Source organism: Pseudomonas sp. GD03944, from assembly GCF_029839275.1.
Classification (GTDB): domain Bacteria; phylum Pseudomonadota; class Gammaproteobacteria; order Pseudomonadales; family Pseudomonadaceae; genus Aquipseudomonas.
Map to the genome: position 1 here is coordinate 74,703 of NZ_JAOCAH010000006.1, position 25,340 is coordinate 100,042.

The 25,340-nt window shown below is 63.5% G+C and carries 23 protein-coding genes; 14 read left to right on the forward strand and 9 right to left on the reverse strand.

The window, feature by feature from the left end:
* Positions 1-77 precede the first annotated feature (77 nt).
* Positions 78-1,079 (forward strand): glutathione S-transferase family protein, encoded by a 1,002-nt coding sequence (locus N5C28_RS11505; protein ID WP_279822399.1) that lies wholly within the window; start codon positions 78-80, stop codon positions 1,077-1,079.
* Here the strand turns inward: N5C28_RS11505 and cysG are convergent.
* The 6 genes from cysG to ftsK all read right to left on the reverse strand — a co-directional run bounded on the left by cysG (position 1,076) and on the right by ftsK (position 8,666).
* Positions 1,076-2,470 (reverse strand): siroheme synthase CysG, encoded by a 1,395-nt coding sequence (cysG, locus tag N5C28_RS11510; RefSeq protein WP_279822401.1) that lies wholly within the window; start codon positions 2,468-2,470, stop codon positions 1,076-1,078. The genes N5C28_RS11505 and cysG overlap by 4 nt on opposite strands.
* A gap of 123 nt (positions 2,471-2,593) precedes the next feature.
* Complete coding sequence (gene serS / locus N5C28_RS11515) at positions 2,594-3,874, reverse strand: serine--tRNA ligase (RefSeq protein WP_279822403.1); 1,281 nt, start codon at positions 3,872-3,874, stop codon at positions 2,594-2,596.
* A 16-nt stretch (positions 3,875-3,890) separates the two neighbouring features.
* Complete coding sequence (gene crcB / locus N5C28_RS11520; RefSeq protein ID WP_279822404.1) at positions 3,891-4,265, reverse strand: fluoride efflux transporter CrcB; 375 nt, start codon at positions 4,263-4,265, stop codon at positions 3,891-3,893.
* Entirely contained in the window at positions 4,262-5,587 is a 1,326-nt protein-coding gene (locus N5C28_RS11525) for a replication-associated recombination protein A (RefSeq protein WP_279822405.1), read from the reverse strand. Before N5C28_RS11525 ends, crcB begins: the two co-directional genes overlap by 4 nt.
* Positions 5,588-5,606: 19 nt before the next feature.
* Positions 5,607-6,233, reverse strand: a complete 627-nt coding sequence (lolA, locus tag N5C28_RS11530; protein ID WP_279822406.1) for an outer membrane lipoprotein chaperone LolA — start codon at positions 6,231-6,233, stop codon at positions 5,607-5,609.
* A gap of 30 nt (positions 6,234-6,263) precedes the next feature.
* Entirely contained in the window at positions 6,264-8,666 is a 2,403-nt protein-coding gene (gene ftsK, locus N5C28_RS11535) for a DNA translocase FtsK (RefSeq protein WP_279822407.1), read from the reverse strand.
* 223 nt (positions 8,667-8,889) lie between these two features.
* Between ftsK and trxB the strand changes: the two genes are divergently transcribed.
* The 4 genes from trxB to infA all read left to right on the forward strand — a co-directional run bounded on the left by trxB (position 8,890) and on the right by infA (position 11,652).
* The gene (gene trxB, locus N5C28_RS11540) at positions 8,890-9,840 is read left to right on the forward strand and encodes a thioredoxin-disulfide reductase (protein ID WP_279822408.1); all 951 of its coding nucleotides are present in this window, start codon (positions 8,890-8,892) and stop codon (positions 9,838-9,840) included.
* A 51-nt stretch (positions 9,841-9,891) separates the two neighbouring features.
* Entirely contained in the window at positions 9,892-10,572 is a 681-nt protein-coding gene (gene aat, locus N5C28_RS11545; protein ID WP_279822409.1) for a leucyl/phenylalanyl-tRNA--protein transferase, read from the forward strand.
* A 54-nt stretch (positions 10,573-10,626) separates the two neighbouring features.
* Positions 10,627-11,334 (forward strand): arginyltransferase, encoded by a 708-nt coding sequence (locus tag N5C28_RS11550; RefSeq protein ID WP_279822410.1) that lies wholly within the window; start codon positions 10,627-10,629, stop codon positions 11,332-11,334.
* A gap of 99 nt (positions 11,335-11,433) precedes the next feature.
* Positions 11,434-11,652 (forward strand): translation initiation factor IF-1, encoded by a 219-nt coding sequence (gene infA, locus N5C28_RS11555; RefSeq protein ID WP_002553999.1) that lies wholly within the window; start codon positions 11,434-11,436, stop codon positions 11,650-11,652.
* Positions 11,653-11,794: 142 nt separating this feature from the next.
* Here infA and clpA read toward each other — a convergent pair whose 3' ends face one another.
* Positions 11,795-14,065 carry an ATP-dependent Clp protease ATP-binding subunit ClpA gene (gene clpA, locus N5C28_RS11560; protein WP_279822411.1) on the reverse strand — a complete coding sequence of 757 codons (2,271 nt, stop codon included), beginning with the start codon at positions 14,063-14,065 and terminating at the stop codon, positions 11,795-11,797.
* Between the two features lie 29 nt (positions 14,066-14,094).
* Entirely contained in the window at positions 14,095-14,457 is a 363-nt protein-coding gene (gene clpS / locus N5C28_RS11565; protein ID WP_279822652.1) for an ATP-dependent Clp protease adapter ClpS, read from the reverse strand.
* A 232-nt stretch (positions 14,458-14,689) separates the two neighbouring features.
* On the opposite strand from clpS, the gene cspD reads away from it, so the two are divergent.
* A complete protein-coding gene (cspD, locus tag N5C28_RS11570; RefSeq protein WP_279822413.1) occupies positions 14,690-14,953 on the forward strand; it encodes a cold shock domain-containing protein CspD in 264 nt (87 codons plus the stop codon).
* A 70-nt stretch (positions 14,954-15,023) separates the two neighbouring features.
* Here the strand turns inward: cspD and icd are convergent, their stop codons facing one another.
* The gene (gene icd, locus N5C28_RS11575) at positions 15,024-16,280 is read right to left on the reverse strand and encodes an NADP-dependent isocitrate dehydrogenase (protein ID WP_279822414.1); all 1,257 of its coding nucleotides are present in this window, start codon (positions 16,278-16,280) and stop codon (positions 15,024-15,026) included.
* 369 nt (positions 16,281-16,649) lie between these two features.
* On the opposite strand from icd, the gene N5C28_RS11580 reads away from it, so the two are divergent.
* The 8 genes from N5C28_RS11580 (at position 16,650) to N5C28_RS11615 (ending at position 25,256) form a co-directional block, all read left to right on the forward strand.
* Positions 16,650-18,878 (forward strand): NADP-dependent isocitrate dehydrogenase, encoded by a 2,229-nt coding sequence (locus N5C28_RS11580; protein WP_279822416.1) that lies wholly within the window; start codon positions 16,650-16,652, stop codon positions 18,876-18,878.
* Between the two features lie 157 nt (positions 18,879-19,035).
* Complete coding sequence (locus N5C28_RS11585; RefSeq protein ID WP_279822417.1) at positions 19,036-19,476, forward strand: NUDIX hydrolase; 441 nt, start codon at positions 19,036-19,038, stop codon at positions 19,474-19,476.
* Between the two features lie 59 nt (positions 19,477-19,535).
* Positions 19,536-20,654, forward strand: coding sequence for a tRNA 2-thiouridine(34) synthase MnmA (gene mnmA / locus N5C28_RS11590; protein ID WP_279822419.1), 1,119 nt, complete (start codon positions 19,536-19,538; stop codon positions 20,652-20,654).
* Positions 20,651-21,271 carry a high frequency lysogenization protein HflD gene (gene hflD / locus N5C28_RS11595; protein ID WP_279822421.1) on the forward strand — a complete coding sequence of 207 codons (621 nt, stop codon included), beginning with the start codon at positions 20,651-20,653 and terminating at the stop codon, positions 21,269-21,271. The genes mnmA and hflD overlap by 4 nt, the downstream gene beginning before the upstream one ends.
* A gap of 6 nt (positions 21,272-21,277) precedes the next feature.
* Positions 21,278-22,135: a DMT family transporter gene (locus tag N5C28_RS11600; RefSeq protein ID WP_279822423.1), complete on the forward strand. Its 858-nt coding sequence runs from the start codon at positions 21,278-21,280 to the stop codon at positions 22,133-22,135.
* 87 nt (positions 22,136-22,222) lie between these two features.
* Positions 22,223-23,593, forward strand: coding sequence for an adenylosuccinate lyase (gene purB / locus N5C28_RS11605; RefSeq protein ID WP_279822424.1), 1,371 nt, complete (start codon positions 22,223-22,225; stop codon positions 23,591-23,593).
* A 78-nt stretch (positions 23,594-23,671) separates the two neighbouring features.
* A complete protein-coding gene (locus tag N5C28_RS11610; protein WP_279822425.1) occupies positions 23,672-24,838 on the forward strand; it encodes a cupin domain-containing protein in 1,167 nt (388 codons plus the stop codon).
* A complete protein-coding gene (locus N5C28_RS11615; RefSeq protein ID WP_279822426.1) occupies positions 24,831-25,256 on the forward strand; it encodes a GNAT family N-acetyltransferase in 426 nt (141 codons plus the stop codon). The genes N5C28_RS11610 and N5C28_RS11615 overlap by 8 nt, the downstream gene beginning before the upstream one ends.
* Positions 25,257-25,340 lie beyond the last annotated feature (84 nt).

Here is a 25,340-nt window from a genome sequence, read left to right on the forward strand (position 1 = left end):
GGGCAGGTTTTTCCACCCTTCCATCGAAACCATCTCGTTAGACTGAAACCTCATTTGCCGAATCGAGGCTTCAGGACATGGGTTTGCTGATCGAAGGGCGCTGGCAAGACCAGTGGTACAACACGGCCAAAGACGGGCGCTTCCAGCGTGAAGAAGCCCAGCGCCGCAACTGGATTACGGCCGATGGCGCGCCGGGGCCGAGCGGTGAAGGCGGCTTCAAGGCCGAAGCCGGGCGCTACCACCTGTTCGTCTCGCTGGCCTGTCCCTGGGCTCACCGCACCCTGCTGCTGCGCCAGTTCAAAGGCCTGGAATCGCTGATCGACGTGTCGGTGGTGAGCTGGCTGATGCGCGAAGACGGCTGGAGCTTCGACACCACCACCGGCTCCACCGGCGATGCTCTGGACGGCTTCGAGTTCCTGCACCAGCGCTACACCGCCGATGATGCCCAGTACACCGGCCGAGTGACCGTGCCCCTGCTCTGGGACAAGCAGCGCCAGCGCATCGTCAGCAACGAGTCGGCGGAAATCATCCGCATGTTCAACTCGGCCTTCAACGGGCTGACCGACAACCACCTGAATTTCTACCCGGACGCCCTGGCCGACGAGATCGAGCTGCTCAACCAGCGGATCTACCCGGCAGTGAACAACGGCGTGTACCGGGCCGGTTTCGCCACCACCCAGCAAGCCTACGAGGAAGCCTTCGATACGCTGTTCACCGAACTGGACTGGCTGGAGTCACGCCTGGGTGAGCGCCGCTACCTGGCGGGCGATTACCTGACCGAAGCCGACTGGCGCCTGTTCACCACCCTGGTGCGCTTCGACGCGGTCTATCACGGGCACTTCAAGTGCAACCTGAAGCGCATCGAGGACTACCCGAACCTGTCCAACTGGCTGCGTGAGCTGTACCAGTGGCCGGGGGCGGCGCAGACGGTGGACATGACTCACATCAAGAGCCACTACTACGCCAGCCACCGCACCATCAACCCGACCGGCGTCATTCCCAAGGGCCCGGAGCAGGACTTCACGCGCCCGCACGACCGCGAGCGCCTGCCTGGCAACGGTGTGTGGATGGGGCGTTAATCCTGCGCCTGGGCGCCTTCGAACCAGGCGAGTTTGTCGCGTAGCTGCACCACCTCGCCGACGATCACCAGCGTCGGCGCATGCACTTCATGCTCGGCCACCAGCTGCGGCAGGTTTTCCAGGGTACCGGTGAACACCCGCTGATTCTGCGTGGTGCCCTGCTGAATCAGCGCCGCCGGCGTGCTCGCCGCCCGGCCATGAGCAATCAGCCGCTCGCAGATCACCGGCAAGCCGACCAGGCCCATATAGAACACCAGGGTCTGACGCGGCGCCGCCAGCTCGCCCCAGGGCAAATCGCAACTGCCGTCCTTGAGGTGGCCGGTGACAAAACGCACCGACTGCGCATGATCGCGGTGCGTCAGGGGAATGCCCGCGTAGGACGCACAGCCGCTGGCCGCGGTGATGCCAGGCACCACCTGGAACGGAATGCCGTGGGCCGCCAGCTCTTCGATCTCTTCCCCGCCACGCCCGAAGATGAAGGGATCGCCGCCTTTCAGGCGAAGCACCCGCTTGCCCGACTTGGCCAGCTCGACCAGGGACTGGTTGATCTGCTCCTGAGGCAAGGCGTGATCGGCGCGGCGCTTGCCGACGTAGATGCGCTCGGCATCCCGGCGGCACAGCTCGACGATGGCCGGCGCCACCAGGCGGTCGTACAGCACCACGTCCGCCTGCTGCATCAGGCGCAGCGCACGGAAGGTCAGCAGGTCGGGATCGCCCGGCCCCGCCCCGACCAGATAAACCTCACCCAGCGCCTGGGGCGCGGCCCCGGCGATCTTCGCCTCCAGCAGACGCTCGCCTTCGGCCATTTTTCCCGCGAACACGCTTTCGGCGATCGGCCCCTGGAACACGTCCTCCCAGAACACCCGGCGTTGCTGCACATCCGGGAACAGGCCCTTGACCCGCGCGCGGAAGCGCTTGGCCAGGCCCGCCAGCTGGCCGTAGCTAGCCGGAATCCAGGTTTCGATCTTGGCGCGGATCAACCGTGCCAGCACCGGCGCATCGCCGCCACTGGTCACAGCAACGATCAGCGGCGAACGGTCGACGATGGCCGGAAAGATCACGCTGCACAGCTGCGGCGCATCGACCACGTTCACCGGAATGCCCAGGGCCTGGGCCTGCTCGGACACCGTCGCGTTGAGCGCTTCGTCATCGGTGGCCGCGATGACCAGGGCCACGCCGCTCAGGTCGGCCGCCTGGTAATCACGCAACACCAGATCGCCGGCGCTCTGCGCCACCAGTTCGCGCAGCTCGCTTTTCACGTCCAGCGCCACCACGCGCAGTGCCGCCCCGGCGTCCGCCAGCAGGCGCGACTTGCGCAGCGCCACTTCGCCGCCACCGACCACCAGCACCCGGCGACCTTGCAGCTTGTGAAACAGAGGGAGGAAATCCATGGGGGTCTCGCAGGTGTGAATGGCCGGGCCGATTGAACACGCCGTCTGGCCTGGGACAAGCCAGACGGCACTGAAAAAAGGGGTGGCCATCGCCACCCCGGGTCATGCTGTCGAGCGTACGGCTCAGCCGATGACGTCGATACCGCCCATGTACGGCTTGAGCACCTCCGGCACACGGATGCTGCCGTCGGCCTGCTGGTAGTTTTCCAGCACCGCCACCAGGGTACGGCCCACGGCCAGGCCCGAGCCATTGAGGGTGTGCAGCAGCTCCGGCTTGCCGGTTTCCGGGTTGCGGTAGCGCGCCTGCATGCGGCGCGACTGGAAGTCGCCGCAGTTGGAGCAGGACGAGATCTCGCGGTACTTGTCCTGGCTCGGCACCCAGACTTCCAGGTCGTAGGTCTTGGTGGCGCTGAAGCCCATGTCGCCGGTGCACAGGGCCAGCACGCGGTATGGCAGCTCCAGCAGCTGCAGGACCTTCTCGGCGTGGCTGGTCAGCTCCTCGAGCGCCTCGAAGGACTTGCCGGGCTCGACGATATGGACCATCTCGACCTTGTCGAACTGGTGCTGGCGGATCATGCCGCGGGTGTCGCGGCCCGACGCACCGGCTTCGCTGCGGAAGCACGGGGTGTGGGCGACGAACTTCAACGGCAGCTGTTTGGCCTCAAGGATTTCGCCGGACACGATATTGGTCAGCGACACCTCGGCGGTCGGGATCAGGTAGAAGTCGGCCTCACCTTCGCGGCTGATCTTGAACAGGTCTTCCTCGAACTTCGGCAATTGACCGGTGCCCTGCAGCGCGGGCGCCTGCACCAGGTACGGGGTGTAGGCCTCTTCGTAGCCGTGCTCGGCGGTGTGCAGGTTGATCATGAACTGCGCCAGGGCGCGGTGCAGACGGGCGATCGGGCCGCGCAGCAAGGCGAAGCGCGCACCCGACAGCTTGGCGGCGGTCTCGAAGTCCAGCCAGCCGTGTTGCTCGCCCAGGCTCACGTGGTCCTTGATCTCGAAATCGAAGGCCTTCGGGGTGCCCCAGCGGCGCACCTCGACGTTGCCATCTTCATCCTCGCCGACCGGCACCGATTCATGGGGCAGGTTGGGGATGTTCAGCAGCAGGTTGTCGAGGTCGGCCTGGATGGTCTCCAGTTCGCGCTTGCCCTCTTCCAGCTCGTTGCCCATGCGGTCCACATCGGCCAGCAGCGGCGCAATGTCTTCGCCGCGCTGCTTGGCCTGACCGATGGCCTTGGAACGACTGTTACGCTCGGCCTGCAACTGCTCGGTGCGGGTCTGTACGTCCTTGCGCTGGGATTCGAGGGATTCGAAACGCGCTACGTCCAGTTGAAAGCCACGAGCGGTAAGGCGCTCGGCGATTTCATGCAGTTGGGTACGTACCAGTTTGGCGTCGAGCATGTCAGGTTCTCGTCAATCAGAGTTTGGTGAAAGATAGACCCGCCCAGGTGGCGAGCAGGCTGCCGAACACACTCAGCGCCACATAGCCGAAGGCCAGAGGCGCGTGCCCGCTTTCGAGCAGGCGGATCGTGTCGAGCGAAAAGGAAGAAAACGTCGTCAGGCCACCAAGGAAGCCGACGATCAGGCCGGCACGCACCTCGAGAGGCACCTCAGGCCGCAGCAGAAACAGGCCGTATAGGTAACCGATCAGCAGGCAGCCGACGATATTCACCGCCAGGGTAGCGGTATAGAAGTGCTGCGGCCAGTGCGCCGTGATCCAGTTGCCCGTGGCAAAACGCAGCAAGGTGCCGGTCGCCCCGCCGGCGGCGACCGCCAGAACCACACCGATCATGATGGCCTCCGCTTGCGCGGGCTGGCGGCATCCTGGCTGGCCAGGTGGGCCAGCTTGTCGCGGATCTTGCCTTCCAGGCCGCGCGGCACCGGCTGGTAGTACTGGCGCGGCGGCAGCTGTTCGGGGAAGTAGTCTTCGCCGGCGGCGTAGGCGTCCGGCTCATCATGGGCATAGCGGTACTCGTCGCCATACCCCAGTTGTTTCATCAGCTTGGTCGGCGCATTGCGCAGGTGCAGCGGCACTTCCAGCGAGCCGTGCTCCGCGGCCTCACGCATGGCCGACTTGAAGGCCGTATAGACCGCGTTGCTCTTCGGCGCACAGGCCAGGTAGACGATGGCCTGGGCCACCGCCAGCTCGCCTTCCGGGCTGCCCAGGCGTTCCTGAACATCCCAGGCGTTGAGGCACAGGGTCAGGGCGCGGGGGTCGGCGTTGCCGATGTCCTCACTGGCCATGCGCACCACCCGGCGCGCGATGTACAGCGGGTCGCAGCCACCATCGAGCATGCGCGCATACCAGTACAGGGCACCGTCCGGGCTGGAACCACGCACCGACTTGTGCAGTGCGGAAATCTGGTCGTAGAAGGCCTCGCCGCCCTTGTCGAAACGGCGACGGCTGTCACCCAGCAGGTCCTGCAGCAACTCGACGCTGATGGCGCTGTTGTCGTCGGCCAGGTCGGCGGCGTTTTCCAGGAAGTTGAGCAGGCGTCGCCCATCACCATCGGCCGCGGCCACCAGGATCGCGAAGCTGTCATCCGGCAGGTTCAAGTGGCGCTCGCCCAGCCCCTTTGGATCGGTCAGGGCGCGGTCAACCAGCTTGCGTAGGGCCGTTTCGTCGAGGCTTTTCAGCACATAGACCCGGGCACGGGACAACAGCGCGTTATTCAGTTCGAACGAGGGGTTTTCCGTGGTGGCGCCGATGAAGATCAGCGTGCCGTCTTCCACGTAGGGCAGGAAGGCATCCTGCTGGGACTTGTTGAAGCGGTGCACTTCGTCAACGAACAGGATGGTCCGGCGGCCGTACTGGGCGGCATGCTGCTGGGCCACCTCCACCGCCTGGCGGATCTCCTTGACCCCGGAGAGCACGGCGGAAATCGTCTCGAAGTGCGCATCGGTAACCTGGGCCAGCAGGCGCGCCAGGGTGGTCTTGCCCACGCCTGGCGGCCCCCAGAAGATCATCGAGTGCAGCGCGCCCTGCTCCAGAGCCTCGCGCAGCGGTTTGCCGCGCGCCAGCAGGTGTTCCTGACCGACGTACTCGTCCAGGCTGGCCGCGCGCAGGCGGGCGGCCAGGGGTTGAGCGACGGGCGCATTGCGAAACAGGTCCATGGAACCGGGCTGGAGCCTCTTACTCTTGGATGACGTCTGCGCCCTCGGGAATGTCGAAACTGAACTGGCCGTCGTCGATGGCTTCGTTCATCTTCACATTGAGGAACAGAATGTTGGTGCGCTGGCCGATGCTGTCGATCAGCTGCATGTCATTCAGGACGCCGTTGCGGAACGACAGGCGCAGGCTGTCGAACAGGGTGTCCTTGGATTTTGGCTTGAGGATGAAGTCCACCACGCTGCCGCCTTCCTTGTGGGTGATCTCGAAGTTCTCGCGGATCTTCGACACGTCACCGGACAGCAACAGAGCCGGAGTGTGGGTCAGGCGCTGGTCCAGGGTCTGGATGGTGACCTGCTCCAGGTCCGGGTCGTACAGCCACACTTTCTGACCGTTGGACACCAGCAGTTGCTCCATCGGCTCGTCGGTGTGCCAGCGGAACAGCCCCGGGCGCTTGAGCGCCAGCTGGCCGGCGGTTTCCTGCAGCTGGGTGCCGCTGCCATCCAGGGTCAGCTGGGAAAACCGCGCATTGATGGTCTGGGCCTGGTTGAGCAACTGGGTCAGGCGCTGCACCGCCACTTCGTCTTCGGCGTGGGCGAACAGGCTCGACACACTCAGTGCGGCTACGAGCAACAGGCGAATCAGGCGCATGGAAATCCTCATGAAATAAGTCGTGGACGTTTAGTCGCGAACCGGCCCCGGGGCGATGACTTCGCGGGAACCGTTGGTGTTCATCGAGGTGACGACACCGGCCATTTCCATGGCCTCGATCATGCGTGCGGCTCGGTTGTAGCCGATCTTGAGCTTGCGCTGCACCGCGGAAATGGAGGCACGGCGGCTTTCGGTCACGAAGCGCACGGCTTCGTCGTACAGCGGGTCTTCCTCGCTGCCTTCGCCACCGCCCTCGCCGCCGCCCTCGAAGCCGCTGCCGGCCTCTTCGGCACCGGCCAGGATGTCTTCGTTGTAATCCGGCGCACCGCGCAGTTTCCACGCCTCGACCACGCGGTGCACTTCTTCGTCGGAGACGAAGGCGCCGTGTACGCGGATCGGCAGGCTGGTACCCGGCGGCATATACAGCATGTCACCGTGGCCGAGCAGCTGTTCTGCCCCGCCCTGGTCGATGATGGTGCGCGAGTCGATCTTGCTCGATACCTGGAAGGCCATGCGGGTCGGGATGTTGGCCTTGATCAGGCCCGTGATCACGTCCACCGACGGACGCTGGGTCGCCAGGATCAGGTGAATACCCGCGGCACGGGCCTTCTGGGCGATACGGGCGATCAGCTCTTCGACCTTCTTGCCGACGATCATCATCATGTCGGCGAATTCGTCGACCACCACCACGATGGTCGGCAGCGGCTCCAGCAACGGCGCCTCGTCTTCCATGCTTTCGCGCTTGTACAGCGGATCGGCGATCGGCGTGCCGGCCTCGATGGCGTCCTTGATCTTGCGGTTGAAGCCGGCCAGGTTGCGCACGCCCATCTTGGACATCAGCTTGTAGCGCCGCTCCATCTCGGCAACGCTCCAGCGCAGCGCGTTGGCCGCCTCCTTCATGTCGGTGACCACCGGGCAGAGCAGGTGCGGAATGCCCTCGTAGATCGACAGTTCGAGCATCTTCGGGTCGATCATGATCAGCCTGGCGTCCGCAGGCGACGACTTGAACAGGATCGACAGGATCATGGCGTTCACGCCCACCGACTTACCGGAACCGGTGGTACCGGCCACCAGCAGGTGCGGCATCTTCGCCAGGTCGGTGATCACCGGCTTGCCGCCGATGTCGTGGCCCAGGGCCAGGGTGACCGGCGAACGGGCCTCGTCGTACTCATTGGACGACAGCACCTCGGAAAACCGCACGATCTGCCGGTCTTCGTTGGGAATCTCGATACCCACGGTGGTCTTGCCCGGGATGACCTCGACCACCCGCACGCTGGTCACGGCCAGCGAGCGCGCCAGGTCCTTGGCCAGGTTGGCGATGCGGCTGACCTTCACGCCGGCAGCAGGCTGAATCTCGTATCGGGTGATCACCGGGCCGGGGTGGATCGAATCCACCGTGACCTCGACGCCGAATTCCTTCAGCTTGATCTCCAGCAGGTGCCCCACGCCTTTCAGGGATTCGGGGGAGTACGCGACCTTCTTGGCTTCGGCCGGGTCGAGAATGGAGATGGGCGGCAGCGTGCCTTCGACGGCGCTGTCGACGAACAGCGGCGCCTGCTTCTCTTTCTGCACGCGCTTGCTGGGCTCCACCGACTTGGGCGGCGCAGGCGGTGTGATGACCGGGGCCGGACGGCTCTCGCGCTCGGTCATGTGCTTGTTCAGGGACTCTTCGCGCTCGATCAGGCGTTCCTTGACCTTGGCCTGCTCGCGGCGGTCGCGCACCACGGGGGCGGCGACTTCGCTGACGCGCTCGTCCACTTCACGCAGCTGGGCGACCAGCTGCTTGCGCTCCAGGCGCGAATTCCACCAGCGGTTGACCAGGCTCTGCAGCAATTCGAGCAGGTCGAGGGTGATCTTGCCGGTCAGGTCCATGACCTTGAACCAGGACAGGTCGGTGAAGACCGTCAGGCCGAACAGGAACAGGGCGATGAACACCAGGGTGCTGCCCTGCACGTTCAGCGCGTTGACGGCCAGTTGCCCCAGGCTTTCGCCCAGTGCACCACCGGCAGAGGCCGGCATGTGCGAGCCGGAATGGAAATGGATGTAGGCCAGCGCCGCACCGGACAGCACCAGGAACACCAGGCCGATCAGGCGCCAGGAGAACAGCCAGCCGCTCCACTGCCACGGCTGGTGGCGGCTGCGGAATACCTGCAGGGTCTTGACGCCCAGCAGCAACGGAAAGAGGTACGCGAAATAGCCCAACGCCATGAACAGGATGTCAGCGAACCACGCACCGGCGCGGCCGGCGGCGTTCTGCACCTGCTCGACATTGCTGGTGTGCGTCCAGCCCGGATCGGCCGGGTCGTAGGTCAGCAATGCCATCCACAAATAAAGACACAATGCCCCCAGAGCGATCAGCGCACCTTCCTTCAAACGGCTAGGTAATTGCTGACGCCACACGGGGGCCTGGGCTGTAGGGCTAGAGTTCTTCAAAACGCATCTGTTCCTGCGCCTGTGGCGCCGACTAAACGATTAACAAGGAGCAAGGAAAGGCCTCGGCGGTCTATTGTACGGGTTTGCCCACACGATGCCACGCTTGCGGGTCGCTGGCTCCCGCTGCGCCCCTGCTTCGGTGTAGCATAGCCACCAACATCTTCCGTGCGGCTCAATTGGAGCATGCATTCTCTTTTGTGACAAAGGCTTATGGGGTCTTTTTATGAGCGAAGTCAAGCATTCCCGCCTGATCATCCTGGGTTCGGGTCCTGCCGGTTATAGCGCTGCGGTATACGCTGCCCGGGCCAACCTGAAGCCGGTGATCATCACCGGGATCCAGCCGGGCGGCCAGCTCACCACCACCACTGAAGTCGACAACTGGCCAGGCGACGTGGAAGGCCTGACCGGCCCCGCCCTGATGGAGCGCATGCAGAAACACGCCGAGCGCTTCGACACCGAGATCATCTACGACCACATCCACACTGCCGAGTTGCAGCAGCGCCCGTTCACCCTCAAGGGCGACAGCGGCACCTACACCTGTGACGCGCTGATCATCGCCACCGGCGCCAGCGCCCAGTACCTGGGTCTGCCGTCGGAAGAAGCGTTCTCCGGCCGCGGCGTATCGGCCTGCGCCACCTGCGACGGTTTCTTCTACCGCAACCAGGTGGTCGCAGTCATCGGTGGCGGCAACACCGCTGTCGAAGAAGCCCTCTACCTGTCCAACATCGCCAAGGAAGTGCACCTGGTGCACCGCCGCGACAAGCTGCGCTCGGAGAAAATCCTGCAGGACAAGCTGTTCGACAAGGCCGCCAACGGCAACGTCAAACTGCACTGGAACAACACCCTGGAAGAAGTCCTCGGCGACGCCAGCGGCGTGACCGGCGCGCGCCTGCGCGACACCCTGACCGGCGAAACCCAGGACCTGCCGCTGGCCGGCGTGTTCATCGCCATCGGCCACAAGCCCAACACCGACCTGTTCAAGGGCCAGTTGGAAATGCGTGACGGCTACCTGCTGATCAAGGGCGGCAGCGAAGGCAACGCCACCGCGACCAGCATCGAAGGTGTGTTTGCCGCCGGCGACGTGGCCGATCACGTCTACCGTCAGGCGATCACCTCCGCCGGCGCCGGCTGCATGGCGGCGCTGGACGTCGAAAAATTCCTCGACGACAACTGATCGATCCCGGGCGGGGTCACCCCCGCCCTCCCCTGCCCTGGCGATTGCCGAATGCTGACCTGGCTGCAGCGTGACTCGCTGACCTTCCCGCCCCTCAACAAAGCCCTGCGCGAGCCCAATGGCCTGTTGGCGGCCGGCGGCGACCTGAGCCCCGAGCGCCTGGTCCAGGCCTATCGCCATGGCTGCTTCCCCTGGTTCTCGGACGGACAGCCCATCCTCTGGTGGTCGCCCGACCCGCGCACCGTAATCCTTCCGGACGAGCTGCACGTATCGCGCAGCCTGCGCAAAGTCATGCGTCAGGGCACCTACCGGGTGACCTTCGACCAGCAGTTCGCCGCGGTCATCGACGGCTGCTCAGGGCCCCGCGCCTACGCCGACGGCACCTGGATCACCCAGACCATGCGCGACGCCTACCTCGAACTGCATGCCCGCGGCTTTGCGCATTCGGTGGAAGTCTGGCGCGACGAGGAACTGGTCGGCGGCCTCTACGGTCTTGCCATGGGACAGCTATTCTTTGGAGAATCGATGTTCAGCCGCGCCGACAACGCCTCCAAGGTAGGCTTCGTCACCCTGGTCGAACACCTGAAAGCAGCCGGTTTCGTCCTGATCGACTGCCAGATGCCGACCCAGCACCTGCACAGCTTCGGCGCCCGCCCGATCAGCCGCGATGCGTTCGCCCACTACCTGGCGAACCACCTCGACCAGCCCAACGGCGCCACCTGGCGCGCCTAGGCGAGTGCCCAAGGCTGGCTTACACTTACTCAAGGCTTATCCCGAGAGTCGAACATGACCGAGCTGGCCCGCCTGAAGTTCTATGCTACCCAGCCTCACCCGTGCAGCTACCTGCCCGAAGAACAGGCCACCACGCTGTTCCTCGACCCCAGTCAGCCCATGGATGCGGACGTGTATGCCGAACTGTCGGAGATGGGCTTTCGCCGCAGCGGCGATCACCTCTATCGCCCGCACTGCCAGCGCTGCACGGCCTGCGTACCGGCCCGCATTCCTGCCGAACCCTTCAGCCCCAGCCGCCAGCAGCGCCGTATTCTCAAGCGCAATGCCGACATCGAGGTGACGGCCGTGAAACCGACCTTCACCGAAGAGTATTACGCCCTGTATGTCCGCTACATCGAGCAGCGGCACGCCGATGGCGACATGTACCCGCCCACCCGCGAGCAGTTTTCCACCTTCCTGGTGCGCGACCTGCCTTTTTCGCGGTTCTACGAGTTCCGCCACGACGATCGCCTGCTGGCTATCGCCGTCACCGACCTGCTGCCCAACGGCCTGTCGGCGGTTTACACCTTTTATGACCCCAGCGAAGAGCGCCGCAGCCTGGGGCGTTTCGCCATCCTGTGGCAGATCGGAGAAACCGCACGTTTGGGCCTGCACGCGGTCTATCTCGGTTACTGGATCAAGAACTGCCGGAAAATGAGCTACAAGACCCAGTACCGCCCGATAGAGCTGTTCGTCAATCAACGCTGGGTCGTCGTCACCTAAGCCCTTGGCGTAATCCCCACTTTTCGGGCACAATGCACGCCGCTTTTGCCTGGCGCCAGTTGCACCGGGCCATTCATTGGATACCGAGGGCTTTACTGCATGTCGAAAGAAGACAGCTTCGAAATGGAAGGCACTGTCGTCGACACCCTGCCCAACACCATGTTCCGCGTGGAGTTGGAAAACGGGCACGTCGTAACCGCGCACATCTCCGGAAAGATGCGCAAGAACTACATCCGCATTCTGACTGGCGACAAGGTTCGCGTAGAGCTGACGCCTTATGACTTGAGCAAGGGCCGCATCACCTACCGCGCCCGCTAAGCCAAGCACCAGTCAAAACGCCCGGCCATTGCCGGGCGTTTTTTTGTTGCTGCGACGACCTGCACCACCGCCCTCGCGCAACACGCACCCATAAAAAAGCCCGGCGCATGCACCGGGCTTTTTGCTTGGAGCCGACCTGTTATCAGGCCATTTCAGCTGTGGTTTCGAAGTCGAAGGTCAGCTCGCCATCTTCCAGGTCGATGTGCACGACACCACCGTGCTCGGCCAGCTCGCCGAACAGAATCTCCTCCGCCAGCGGACGCTTGATCCGATCCTGGATCAGGCGCGCCATCGGGCGAGCGCCCATCTGCACGTCGTAGCCCTTCTCGGCCAGCCAACCCCGCGCCGCATCACTGACCTCGAGCATGACACGCTTGTCTTCGAGCTGCGCCTGCAGCTCGGTGAGGAACTTGTCGACGATGCTCTTGATCACTTCGTGGCTCAGGCGACCGAACTGGATGATGGTGTCCAGGCGGTTACGGAACTCCGGCGTGAAGCTCTTCTTGATCACTTCCATGGCATCGGACGAGTGGTCCTGGTAGGTGAAGCCAATGGACGCGCGGGAAGCGGTTTCCGCCCCGGCGTTGGTGGTCATGATCAGGATGACGTTGCGGAAGTCCGCCTTGCGGCCGTTGTTATCGGTCAGCGTCCCGTGGTCCATGACCTGCAGCAGCAGGTTGAAGACTTCCGGGTGCGCCTTCTCGATTTCGTCGAGCAGCAGGACGCAGTGCGGCATCTTGGTGATGGCTTCGGTCAGCAGGCCACCCTGGTCGAAACCGACGTAGCCGGGCGGCGCACCGATCAGGCGCGACACGGTGTGCCGCTCCATGTACTCCGACATGTCGAAGCGCACCAGCTCGATGCCCATGGCCTTGGCCAACTGACGGGCGGCTTCGGTCTTGCCGACACCGGTAGGACCGGCGAACAGGAACGAGCCGACCGGCTTGTCCGGCGCCTTGAGACCGGCACGGGACAGCTTGATCGCCGTGGACAACGAATCGATGGCCGCATCCTGGCCGAACACCGTCAGCTTGAGGTCGCGCTCGAGGTTGCGCAGCAGCTCCTTGTCGGAACTGGTGACGTGCTTTGGCGGAATCCGGGCGATCTTCGCCACAATGTCTTCCACCTGGGCCACGTCGATACGCTGCACACGCTTGTCTTCCGGCTGCAGGCGCTGGAAGGCACCCGCCTCGTCGATGACGTCGATGGCCTTGTCCGGCATGTGCCGGTCATTGATGTAGCGTGCCGCCAGCTCAGCGGCTGCACGCAACGCCTCGTCACTGTATTCGATGCCGTGGTGCTGCTCGAAGCGCCCCTTGAGGCCCTTGAGAATGCCGTAGGTGTCGTCCACCGAAGGCTCGGTGACATCGACCTTCTGGAAGCGACGCGCCAGGGCGCGGTCCTTCTCGAAGATGCCGCGGAATTCCTGGAAGGTGGTCGAACCGATGCAGCGGATCTCGCCCGAGGACAGCATGGGCTTGAGCAGATTCGACGCGTCCATCACGCCGCCGGACGCAGCACCCGCGCCGATGATGGTGTGGATCTCGTCGATGAACAGAATTGCATGGGGCCGTTTGCGCAGCTCGTTGAGCAGCGCCTTGAAGCGCTTCTCGAAATCGCCGCGGTACTTGGTTCCCGCCAGCAAGGCGCCGAGGTCCAGGGAATAGACCACGCTGTCGGCCAGCAGATCCGGCACCTGGCTGTCGACGATGCGCTTGGCCAGGCCTTCGGCGATCGCGGTCTTGCCCACGCCAGCCTCGCCGACCAGCAACGGGTTGTTCTTGCGGCGACGGGCGAGGATCTGCGCGACGCGCTCCACTTCCTGCTCGCGGCCAACCAGCGGATCGATCCGTCCCTGGCGCGCCAGTTCGTTCAGGTTGCTGGCGTAGGCGTCCAGCGGATTGCCGGACGTCGAGGACTCACCGCCCTCCTCATCCTGCATTTCCTGCTCGTTCTCGGGATGCCCGCCATGGCCCGGCACCTTGGAAATGCCGTGGGCGATGAAATTGACCACGTCGATGCGGGCAACGCTCTGCTGCTTGAGCAGGAACACGGCCTGACTTTCCTGCTCGCTGAAGATCGCCACCAGCACGTTGGCGCCGGTTACTTCACGCTTGCCGGAACTCTGCACATGGAAGACCGCACGCTGCAGGACACGCTGGAAGCCCAGGGTTGGCTGGGTCTCGCGTTCCTCATCGTGCTGGGGAATCAATGGCGTGGTGGAATCGATGAACTCCTGCAGGTCATGGCGCAACTTGTCCAGGTTCGCCCCACATGCGCGCAAGACGCTGGCGGCGGCCTCGTTGTCCAACAGGGCCAGCAGGAGGTGCTCAACCGTCATGAACTCATGACGCTTGGTGCGAGCCTCCTTGAAGGCCAGATTGAGGGTGACTTCGAGCTCTCGATTTAACATAGCTTCACCTCATGCCCAAGCGGCCGGCGTTAACCGTCCTTCTCTATCTCACAGAGTAGTGGATGCTGGCTCTCTCTCGCGTATTGATTTACCTGCATCGCTTTGGTTTCAGCGATATCGCGAGTAAACACGCCGCACACGGCTCGTCCCTCTGTATGGACGGTCAGCATGATCTTGGTCGCCAGCTCCCGATTAAGGTTGAAAAACACCTCGAGCACTTCGACCACGAAATCCATCGGTGTGTAGTCGTCATTGAATAGGACCACTTTATACAGCGGAGGTGCCTGCAACGCCGGTTTGGATTCCTGCACGGCCACACCGGCGGCGTCATCCTCATGCGTTGCGGGGCGATCCTGATTGAATGTTAGTCGAATCTGGCTACTTGCATGCATGTCGGAATAAAGGTTCATGGCTGGACGAATTCGAGTTCTGGAAAGAGTTTGACCGCCTTCGCAGCCGGTTACAGCATGGCCTTGACTATCGGCAAAACGGTGTTACAAACAATGAATACCCTTGATTAGGGTGTGAGGGGTTCCGCGCCTTTTCGTCCAACCGGTTGAGTCGTGCGCGGGATCGAAGTGGATGATACTCCAGTGATGGAGTCCTTTGCAGAGGGATATCAGCATGCTCAGCGGTAAGGTCAAGTGGTTCAACAACGCCAAAGGCTATGGGTTCATCCTCGCCGATGGCCGAGATGAGGACCTGTTCGCCCATTACTCGGCTATCCAGATGGACGGTTACAAGACGCTCAAAGCTGGCCAGCCGGTAAGCTTCGATATTATTCAAGGTCCTAAAGGACTCCACGCCGTAAACATCAGCGCGCTGTCGGCCACCACCGAAAAGCCCGCTGCAGTGAGCCTGCCTCAGGGCACGACGGTTGAAGTCTGACACCTCGGTGTTTGATTCACCATGAAAAAGGCCGGTCAGATGACCGGCCTTTCTTTTACCACTCGTCAGTTCACATATGGCTGATCATTGCGTCGCCGAACTGCGAACAGGACATCAGCTTGGCACCGTCCATCAGACGCTCGAAGTCATAGGTCACGGTCTTCGCCGCGATGGCGCCATTGGTGCCCTTGATGATCAGGTCCGCCGCCTCGGTCCAGCCCATGTGGCGCAGCATCATCTCGGCCGACAGGATCACCGAGCCCGGGTTGACCTTGTCCTGACCGGCGTACTTGGGCGCCGTGCCGTGGGTTGCCTCAAACATGGCGATGGTGTCGGACAGGTTGGCGCCCGGGGCGATACCGATACCACCCACCTCCGCCGCCAGGGCGTCGGACAAGTAATCACCGTTGAGGTTGAGGGTGGCGATCACGTCGTACTCGGCCGGGCGCAGCAGGATCTGCTGGAGCATGGCGTCGGCGATGGCGTCCTTGACCACGATGTTCTTGCCGGTACGCGGGTTCTTGAACTGCATCCACGGGCCGCCATCGAGCAGCTCGGCACCGAACTCGTCACGCGCCACCTCGTAGCCCCATTCCTTGAAGGCGCCCTCGGTGAACTTCATGATGTTGCCCTTGTGCACGATGGTCACCGAGCTGCGGTCGTTGTCCACCGCGTACTGCAGAGCCTTGCGCACCAGGCGCTTGGTGCCTTCGAGGGAAACCGGCTTGACGCCGATGCCACAGTTTTCGGTGAAGCGGATCTTGGTGACGCCCATTTCCTCGGTGAGGAACTTGATGACCTTCTTGGCCTCCGGGGAGCCTGCCTTCCACTCGACCCCGGCATAGATGTCTTCGGAGTTCTCGCGGAAGATCACCATGTCGACGTCGCCAGGTTTCTTCACCGGGCTCGGCACGCCTTCGAACCAGCGCACCGGACGCTGGCAGACATAGAGGTCGAGCTCCTGGCGCAGCGCCACGTTCAGGGAGCGGATACCGCCGCCGACCGGGGTGGTCAGGGGGCCCTTGATCGACACCACGTAATCACGCACGGCTTCCAGGGTTTCCTTGGGCAGCCAGGTGTCCTGGTCGTATACCTGGGTGGCCTTCTCGCCGGCATAGACCTCCATCCAGGAAATCTTGCGCTTGCCGCCGTAGGCCTTCTCCACGGCCGCATCGACGACCTTGATCATGACAGGGGAAATATCCACGCCGATGCCATCGCCTTCGATGAAGGGAATGATCGGGTTGTCGGGTACGTTGAGCGACATGTCGGCGTTGACGGTGATTTTGTCACCGGTTGCTGGCACCTGGATCTTTTGGTATCCCATGCTGGACTCCGTCTTGTGGTTAAACAGTGCTCATCTGCCTGAGAGTAACGTAGTTGATTCCGATGAAACCACATGTTCGTTGGTCTTATGCGCCAAGGCATTCTGCGACGCATGGACGCAGTGTTATACTGCGCCGATGACTAACAAGTCATAAGGAGCGGTCCCGTCTCGCACGAGACGATCGCCTCTTGATCTCGCCGTTTTGCCACCGCGATTCGGTGACTCGAAATGCTCGACACTCTACTGGTGCATCCAACATCACCGCGGCGAGTCCTCGACCACGGGCTCTTCGACAACGGAGAGCCCAGGCGCCTACCTGCGCATGTCGAGATTCTGTGTACGCTCAGCAAAGAAGAGAGTTAACTCTAAATGTCCACCCCCTCGAAGATCATCTATACCTTCACCGACGAAGCTCCCGCCCTTGCCACCTACTCGCTTCTGCCAATTGTAGAAGCCTTCGCCAAGTCAGCTGACATTTCCGTCGAAACCCGCGACATCTCTCTTGCTGGGCGTATCCTGGCGAGCTTTGCCGACCAACTGGATGCCGACAAGCGCATCGACGATGACCTCGCCGAGCTGGCCACGCTGACCCTGCAGCCAGACGCCAACATCATCAAACTGCCGAACATCAGCGCCTCCGTGCCGCAGCTCAAGGGCGCCATCGCCGAACTGCAGGCCCAGGGCTTCAACATTCCGAACTTCCCGGAAGACCCGCAGACCGACGCCGAGAAAGATGCCCGCGCCCGCTACAGCAAAGTGCTGGGCAGCGCCGTGAACCCGGTCCTGCGTGAAGGCAACTCCGACCGCCGCGCCCCGGCCGCCGTCAAGGCCTACGCCCGCAAGCACCCGCACTCTATGGGCAAGTGGAACATGGCGTCGCAGTCCCACGCCGACTACATGCGCGGCGGCGACTTCTTCTCCAGCGAACAGTCGATCACCATGGCCAAGGCCGGTGACGTGCGCATCGAGTTCGTGGGCAAGGACGGCAAGGTCGACGTCAAAAAGACCCTGAAACTGCAGGAAGGCGAAGTTCTGGACAGCATGTTCATGAGCTGCAACAAGCTGCGCGCCTTCTTCGAGAAGACCCTGCAGGACTGCAAGGAAACCGGCGTGATGTGGTCCCTGCACGTCAAGGCGACCATGATGAAGGTCTCCCACCCGATCGTCTTCGGCCACGCCGTCACCGTCTACTACAAGGACGTGTTCGACAAGTACGGCGCGCTGTTCGAAGAGCTGGGCGTGAACCCGAACAACGGCATCAGCAGCGTCTACGACAAGATCAAGTCCCTGCCCGCCTCCCAGCAGGAAGAAATCCTGCACGACATCCACGAGGTCTATGCCCATCGCCCTGAAATGGCCATGGTCGACTCGGTCAAGGGCATCACCAACCTGCACATCCCGAGCGACGTGATCGTCGACGCCTCCATGCCGGCGATGATCCGCAACTCCGGTCAGATGTGGGGCAAGGACGGCAAGCAGAAAGACACCAAGGCCGTGATGCCGGAAAGCACCTACGCCCGCATCTACCAGGAAATGATCAACTTCTGCAAAACCAACGGTGCGTTCGATCCGACCACCATGGGCACCGTGCCGAACGTCGGCCTGATGGCGCAGAAGGCCGAAGAGTACGGCTCCCACGACAAGACCTTCGAAATGACCGCTGACGGCACCATGCGCGTCGTAGCCGCCGATGGCACCGTGCTGATGCAGCACGACGTGGAAGCCGGCGACATCTGGCGCGCCTGCCAGACCAAGGACGCCCCGATCCGTGACTGGGTCAAGCTGGCCGTTACCCGTGCCCGCCAGTCCAACACCCCGGCCATCTTCTGGCTGGACCCGGAGCGCGCCCACGACCGCGAACTGCAGAAGAAGGTCGACGCCTACCTGCAAGAGCATGACCTGACCGGCCTGGACATCCGTTCCATGGGCTACAACGAAGCCATCCGCGTCAGCATGGAGCGTCAGATCCGTGGCCAGGACACCATCTCGGTGACCGGCAACGTGCTGCGCGACTACCTGACCGACCTGTTCCCGATCATGGAACTGGGCACGTCGGCCAAGATGCTGTCCATCGTTCCGCTGATGGCCGGTGGCGGCATGTACGAAACCGGTGCCGGTGGTTCGGCGCCCAAGCACGTTCAGCAGTTGGTGGAAGAGAACTACCTGCGCTGGGATTCCCTGGGTGAGTTCCTGGCCCTGGCCGTCTCCCTGGAAGACACCGGCATCAAGAACGGCAACGCCAAGGCCAAGCTGCTCGGCAAGACCCTGGACCAGGCCACTGGCAAGCTGCTGGACAACAACAAGTCCCCGGCGCGCAAGGTAGGCGAACTGGACAACCGCGGCAGCCACTTCTACCTGGCGCTGTACTGGGCCCAGGCCCTGGCCGCCCAGGACGAGGACGCTGCGCTGAAGGCCCACTTCGCGCCGCTGGCCAAGACCCTGACCGAGCAGGAAGCGACCATCGTCGCCGAGCTGGCTGCCGTTCAAGGCAAACCGGCTGAAATCGGTGGCTACTACCGCTCCAGCCCTGAGCTGACCAGCAAGGTGATGCGCCCGAGCACCACCTTCAACGCGGCTCTGGACGCACTGAACGCCTGATCCTGGCCGATCCTGCAACCCTGACGAACCCCGGCCCCGTGCCGGGGTTCGTCATTCTGGCCCCGGAGAACAGCCCCGCCAGCCCACGCTGGAAAGCAACCCGAATCCCAGCACCCCGAACAATTACCCTATGATCGACACTTTTCGAGGCCCACCCATGAGCTGGAATCCGCATATCACCGTCGCCACGGTCATCGAAGACCAGGGCCGCTTTCTCTTCGTCGAAGAACTCAAGGGCGGCCGCCTGGTGCTCAACCAGCCCGCCGGTCACCTGGAACCCGACGAATCGCTGCGCGATGCCGCGCTGCGCGAAACCCTCGAGGAAACCGGCTGGGACGTCGAGCTCACCGGCCTGCTGGGCATCTACCTGTATACCGCCCCGAGCAACGGCGTGACCTACCAGCGCATCTGCTTCATCGCCCGCCCCCTGCGTCACCACCCGGAGCGCTCGCTGGACACCGACATCAGCGGCATCACCTGGCTGACCCGCGACGAGCTGGCCAGCCAGCCCGAGCGCTGGCGCAGCGAGTTGGTCCTGCGCTGCGTAGACGACTACCTGGCCGGCGAGCGCGGCGCGCTGGAACTGGTGCGAGACTGATCGGCCCGGCGGCTTTCTGGTAGACTCCGCGGTTTTTCCGGTTTCACTCGCAGACTCCCATGCAAGCACCTAGCACCCAACGCGTAATTGTCGGCATGTCCGGCGGTGTCGATTCGTCCGTTTCCGCCCTGCTCCTGCTCGAACAGGGCTATCAGGTCGAAGGCCTGTTCATGAAGAACTGGGACGAAGACGACGGCACCGAATACTGCACCGCCATGGATGACCTGGCCGACGCCCAGGCCGTGTGCGACAGGATTGGCATCAAGCTGCACACCGCCAACTTCGCCGCCGAGTACTGGGATAACGTCTTCGAACATTTCCTGGCGGAGTACAAGGCCGGTCGCACGCCGAACCCGGACATCCTGTGCAACCGCGAGATCAAGTTCAAAGCCTTCCTCGACTACGCCCTGATGCTCGGCGCCGACCTGATCGCCACCGGCCACTACGTGCGCCGCCGCGACATCGACGGCCGCACCGAACTGCTCAAGGGCCTGGACCCGAACAAGGACCAGAGCTACTTCCTGCACGCCGTCGGCGGCGAGCAGATCGCCAAGACCCTGTTCCCGGTGGGCGAGCTGGAAAAGCCCCAGGTGCGCGCGATCGCCGAGAAATACGAGCTGGCCACGGCGAAGAAGAAGGACTCCACCGGTATCTGCTTCATCGGCGAGCGCCGCTTCAGCGATTTCCTCAAGCAGTACCTGCCCGCGCAGCCCGGCGACGTCGAAACCACCGAGGGCGAGGTCATCGGCCGCCACCATGGCCTGATGTACCACACCATCGGCCAGCGCCAGGGGCTGGGCATCGGCGGTCTCAAGGACGCCAGCGACGAGCCCTGGTACGTGCTGAGCAAGGACCTGGAGCGCAACGTGCTGGTCGTGGGCCAGGGCAATGACCACCCCTGGCTGTTCTCGGGCGCCCTGCTCGCCTCGGACATCTACTGGGTCAACCCGATCGACCTGAGCAGCCCGCGCCAGTTGACGGCCAAGGTGCGTTATCGCCAGGACGACCAGCGTTGCACCCTGGAAAAGACCGACACCGGCTACCGCGCCACCTTCGCCATGCCACAGCGGGCCGTCACCCCGGGTCAGTCCGTGGTGTTCTACGACGGTGAAATCTGCCTCGGCGGCGGCGTCATCGAAATTGCCGACCCCTGGAGCAGCAAGGAAAACGCCCAATGAGCCCGATCCAGGAACAACTGATTGCCCTCGGCGCCGTGTTCGAGTCCGCGGTCCTGGTCGACAAGCTCGCGCGCACCGGCCAGATCGGCGACCCCGCCGTCGCCTGCATGCTAGGCAGCCTGCTGGTCCGCGACCCGCAAAGCACGCTGGACGTCTACAGCGGCGATGACCTCAACTTGCGCGATGGCTACAAGGCCCTCGCCAGCGCCCTGGAGCGCGACCCCACCAGCCTGCAGCGCGACCCGCTGCGATATGCCCTTGCCCTGCTGGCCCTGGAGCGACAACTGGCCAAGCGCGACGACCTGCTGCAACTGATGGGCAGCCGCCTGGACCAGATCCAGCAGCAGGTCGAACACTTCGGCCTGGTGCACGACAATGTCGTCGCCTCCTGCGGCGCGCTGTACCAGGACACCATCAGCACCTTCCGCCAGCGCATCCAGGTGCAGGGCGACATGCGCCACCTGCAGCAGCCCGACAATGCCGCGAAAATCCGCGCGCTGCTGCTGGCCGGCATCCGCTCGGCCCGTCTCTGGCGTCAACTGGGCGGCCACCGCTGGCAGCTGGTGTTCGGCCGCGGCAAGCTGCTCAAGGAACTCTACCCGCTGCTGCGGGGCTGACGGATCGTGAACGGGCGCCTGGACAAGCCGTTACAGGGCGCCGCGCTGCTCGCTCTCTCCGCCTTGCTGTTCGCCTGCATGGGCGTTGGCGTGCGCGAAGTCTCCGGCAGCGTCAACAACGAGTCGGTGGTGTTCTTCCGCAACCTGGTCGGCGTGGTGTTCTTCCTGCCACTGATCCTGCTCAAGGGCGTGCGCCCGTTGCGCACCCAGCGCCTCGGCTCGCACCTGGGCCGCGCCGGCTACGGCCTGGCGGCGATGTACTGCTTCTTCTACGCCATCGCCCACCTGCCGCTGGCCGACGCCATGCTGTTCACCTATGCCGCGCCGCTGTTCACGCCACTGATTGCCCGCTGGTGGCTGAAAGAACCGCTGAGCAAACGCATCCTCGGCACCACGGTGGTCGGCCTGATCGGCGTATTGCTGGTGGCCAAGCCCTCTGCCGCCCTGCTCGACAGTCAGGCACTGATCGGTCTTTCGGCCAGCATCATGGCGGCGTTCGCCTTTGTCTCGATCCGCGAGATGAGCGACACCGAGCCGGCCTACCGCATCGTTTTCTACTTTTCGCTGTTCAGCGCCCTGATCTCGGCGATCCCCCTGACCTGGTCCTGGCAGCCGGTAAGCGAGCATGACCTGGCACTGCTGCTGGGCATCGGCCTACTGGCCACCGCCAGCCAGCTGATCATGTCCAAGGCGTACGTGTTGGCGGCGCCCGGCCTGATCGGTCCGGTGGCCTACCTGGCCATCGTCTTCGCCGGGGCCATCGCCTGGTGGCGCTGGGGCGAGACCCCGGACCTGACGTCGCTGCTCGGCGCCGCCCTGATCCTCATCGCCAGCCTGCTGTCGATCACCCGGCGCAAGCGCTGAACGGCTGTCGGGCAATCGCAGTCCGGGCGCCGTTTTCATGTATGATGTGCGCCCTTTTCAACGCCCGATTGTCCGAGAACGCCTCCCATGCAGCTTTCCTCGCTCACCGCGGTTTCCCCCGTCGATGGCCGCTATGCCGGCAAAACCAGCGCCCTGCGCCCCATTTTCAGCGAATACGGCCTGATCCGTTTCCGCGTCCTGGTCGAGGTTCGCTGGTTGCAGCGCCTGGCCGCACACGAAGGCGTCACCGAAGTCGTGCCGTTCTCCGCCGAAGCCCAGGCCGTGCTCAATGAGCTGGCCGACAACTTCGCCGTCGAGCACGCCGAGCGCGTGAAAGAAATCGAGCGCACCACCAACCACGACGTCAAGGCCGTGGAATACCTGCTCAAGGAGCAGGCCGCCAAGCTGCCGGAGCTCAACGCGGTCAGCGAGTTCATCCACTTCGCCTGCACCTCCGAGGACATCAACAACCTGTCCCACGCCCTGATGCTGCGCGAAGGCCGCGACACCGTGCTGCTGCCGCTGATGCGCCAGATCGCCGGTGCCATCCGCGAGCTGGCGGTGAAATTCGCCGACGTGCCGATGCTGTCGCGCACCCACGGTCAGCCGGCTTCGCCGACAACCCTGGGCAAGGAACTGGCCAACGTGGTCTACCGCCTCGAGCGCCAGATCGTGCAGGTTGAAGCCGTACCGCTGCTGGGCAAGATCAACGGCGCCGTGGGCAACTACAACGCCCACCTGTCCGCCTACCCGCGTATCGACTGGGAAGCCAACGCCCGCCAGTTCATCGAAGGCGACCTGGGCCTGCAGTGGAACCCCTACACCACGCAGATCGAGCCGCACGACTATATCGCCGAGCTGTTCGACGCCATCGCCCGCTTCAACACCATCCTCATCGACTTCGACCGCGACGTCTGGGGCTACATCTCCCTGGGCTACTTCAAGCAGAAGACCGTGGCCGGCGAAATCGGCTCCTCGACCATGCCGCACAAGGTCAACCCGATCGACTTCGAAAACTCCGAAGGCAACCTGGGTATCGCCAACGCCCTGTTCCAGCACCTGGCCAGCAAGCTGCCGATCTCCCGCTGGCAGCGCGACCTGACCGACTCCACCGTGCTGCGCAACCTGGGTGTCGGCTTCGCCCACAGCGTCATCGCCTACGAGGCAAGCCTCAAGGGAATCAGCAAGTTGGAGCTCAATACTCAACGAATTGCTGAAGACCTGGACGCCTGCTGGGAAGTGCTCGCCGAGCCGATCCAGACCGTGATGCGCCGCTACGCCATCGAGAACCCCTACGAGAAGCTCAAAGAGCTGACCCGCGGCAAGGGCATCAGCCCGGAAGCCCTGCTCAGCTTCATTGACGGCCTCGACATGCCGGCCGACGCCAAGGCGGAACTGAAACAGCTCACCCCGGCCAACTACATTGGCAACGCGGTGGCCCAGGCCAAGCGCATCTGAAGCGAAACAGCCCATTGAACGCCCGGCTGAGCCGGGCGTTTTTGTTTAACGATATTTATTTATTTCAAAGGCTTAGCAATGAATCCTGATATTCCACTGCAATTGCTGGGCGGCCTCACAGCGCGCGAGTTCCTGCGCGACTACTGGCAAAAGAAACCGCTGCTGGTGCGCCAGGCGATCCCCGACTTCGAAAGCCCGATTTCCCCTGACGAGCTGGCGGGTCTGGCCCTCGAGGAAGAAGTCGAGTCGCGCCTGGTCATCGAGCACGGCGCGACGCCGTGGGAGCTGCGCCGCGGCCCCTTCGCCGAAGACGCCTTCGCCGACCTGCCGGAGCGCGACTGGACCCTGCTGGTGCAGGCCGTCGACCAGTTCGTGCCGGACGTGGCCGAGCTGCTGGAACAGTTCAAGTTCCTGCCCAAGTGGCGCATCGACGACGTGATGATCAGCTTCGCCGCCCCCGGTGGCGGTGTCGGCCCGCACTACGACAACTACGACGTATTCCTGCTACAAGCCCACGGCAAGCGCCGCTGGCAGGTTGGTCAGGTGTGCAACTCCGACAGCCCGCTGCTTGCTCACGCCGACCTGAAGATTCTTGCCGATTTCGAACAAACCGATGAATGGGTCCTGGAACCCGGCGACATGCTCTACCTGCCGCCGCTCCTGGCCCACTGTGGTACCGCTGAGGATGACTGTATGACGTATTCCGTAGGCTTCCGTGCGCCGAGCGCCGCCGAAGTCCTGACCCATTTCACCGATTTCCTGGGTCAGTTCCTGCCCGAGGAAGAACGCTACAGCGATGCCGACGCCCAGCCCGCCAGCGACCCGACCCAGATCCAGCGCGACGCCCTGGATCGCCTCAAGGCCCTGCTCAACGAGCACATGGGTGACGAGCGCCTGCTGATGACCTGGTTCGGCCAATTCATGACCGAGCCCAAATACCCCGAGCTGATCGCCGGTATCGACATCGACGAAGCGACCTTCCTCGAGACCCTGGAAGACGGCGCGGTGATGGTGCGCAACCCGAGCGCCCGCATGGCCTGGTCGGAAGTCGGAGAAGACCTGGTGCTGTTCGCCAGCGGCCAGAGCCGCCTGCTCTCCGAGAGCCTGCGCGAGCTGCTCAAGCTGGTGTGCTCGGCGGACGCGTTACATGTCGAAAATCTTGGCCCGTGGCTGGCCGATGACGAGGCGCGTAACCTCCTTTGGGAGCTGGTCAAGCAAGGCAGCCTGGAGTTTGCCGATGAGTGAGATTCACGTCCGTCTGGCCGACTGGCAGAAGGACAACGCCGAGCTGCGGCGCATTCGTGAAGCGGTGTTCGTGGCCGAGCAGGCCGTGCCACCGGAGCTGGAGTGGGATGCCGAGGACGCAGAAGCCGTGCACTTCCTCGCCTATGAAGACGACTACCCGATCGGCACCGCGCGCCTGCTGGACGATGGCCATATCGGCCGGGTGTCGGTGCTCAAGGACTGGCGCGGGCTGAAAGTCGGCGATGCGCTGATCCGCGCCGTGGTGGCAGAAGCGGAAAAGCGTGGCCTGCAGCAACAAATGCTCAGTGCCCAGGTGCACGCGACGCCCTTCTATGAAAAGCTGGGCTTTGCCATCGTCAGCGGGGAATACCTGGACGCCGGCATCCCCCATGTAGACATGGTGCGCCACAGCAACTAGAACATAGGATCGACTGGCGTTTCGTTGCATGCAGCAGCAGGCACGCGACGCCAGCAGCCCAGGGTGCTGACCACCATCGGATCG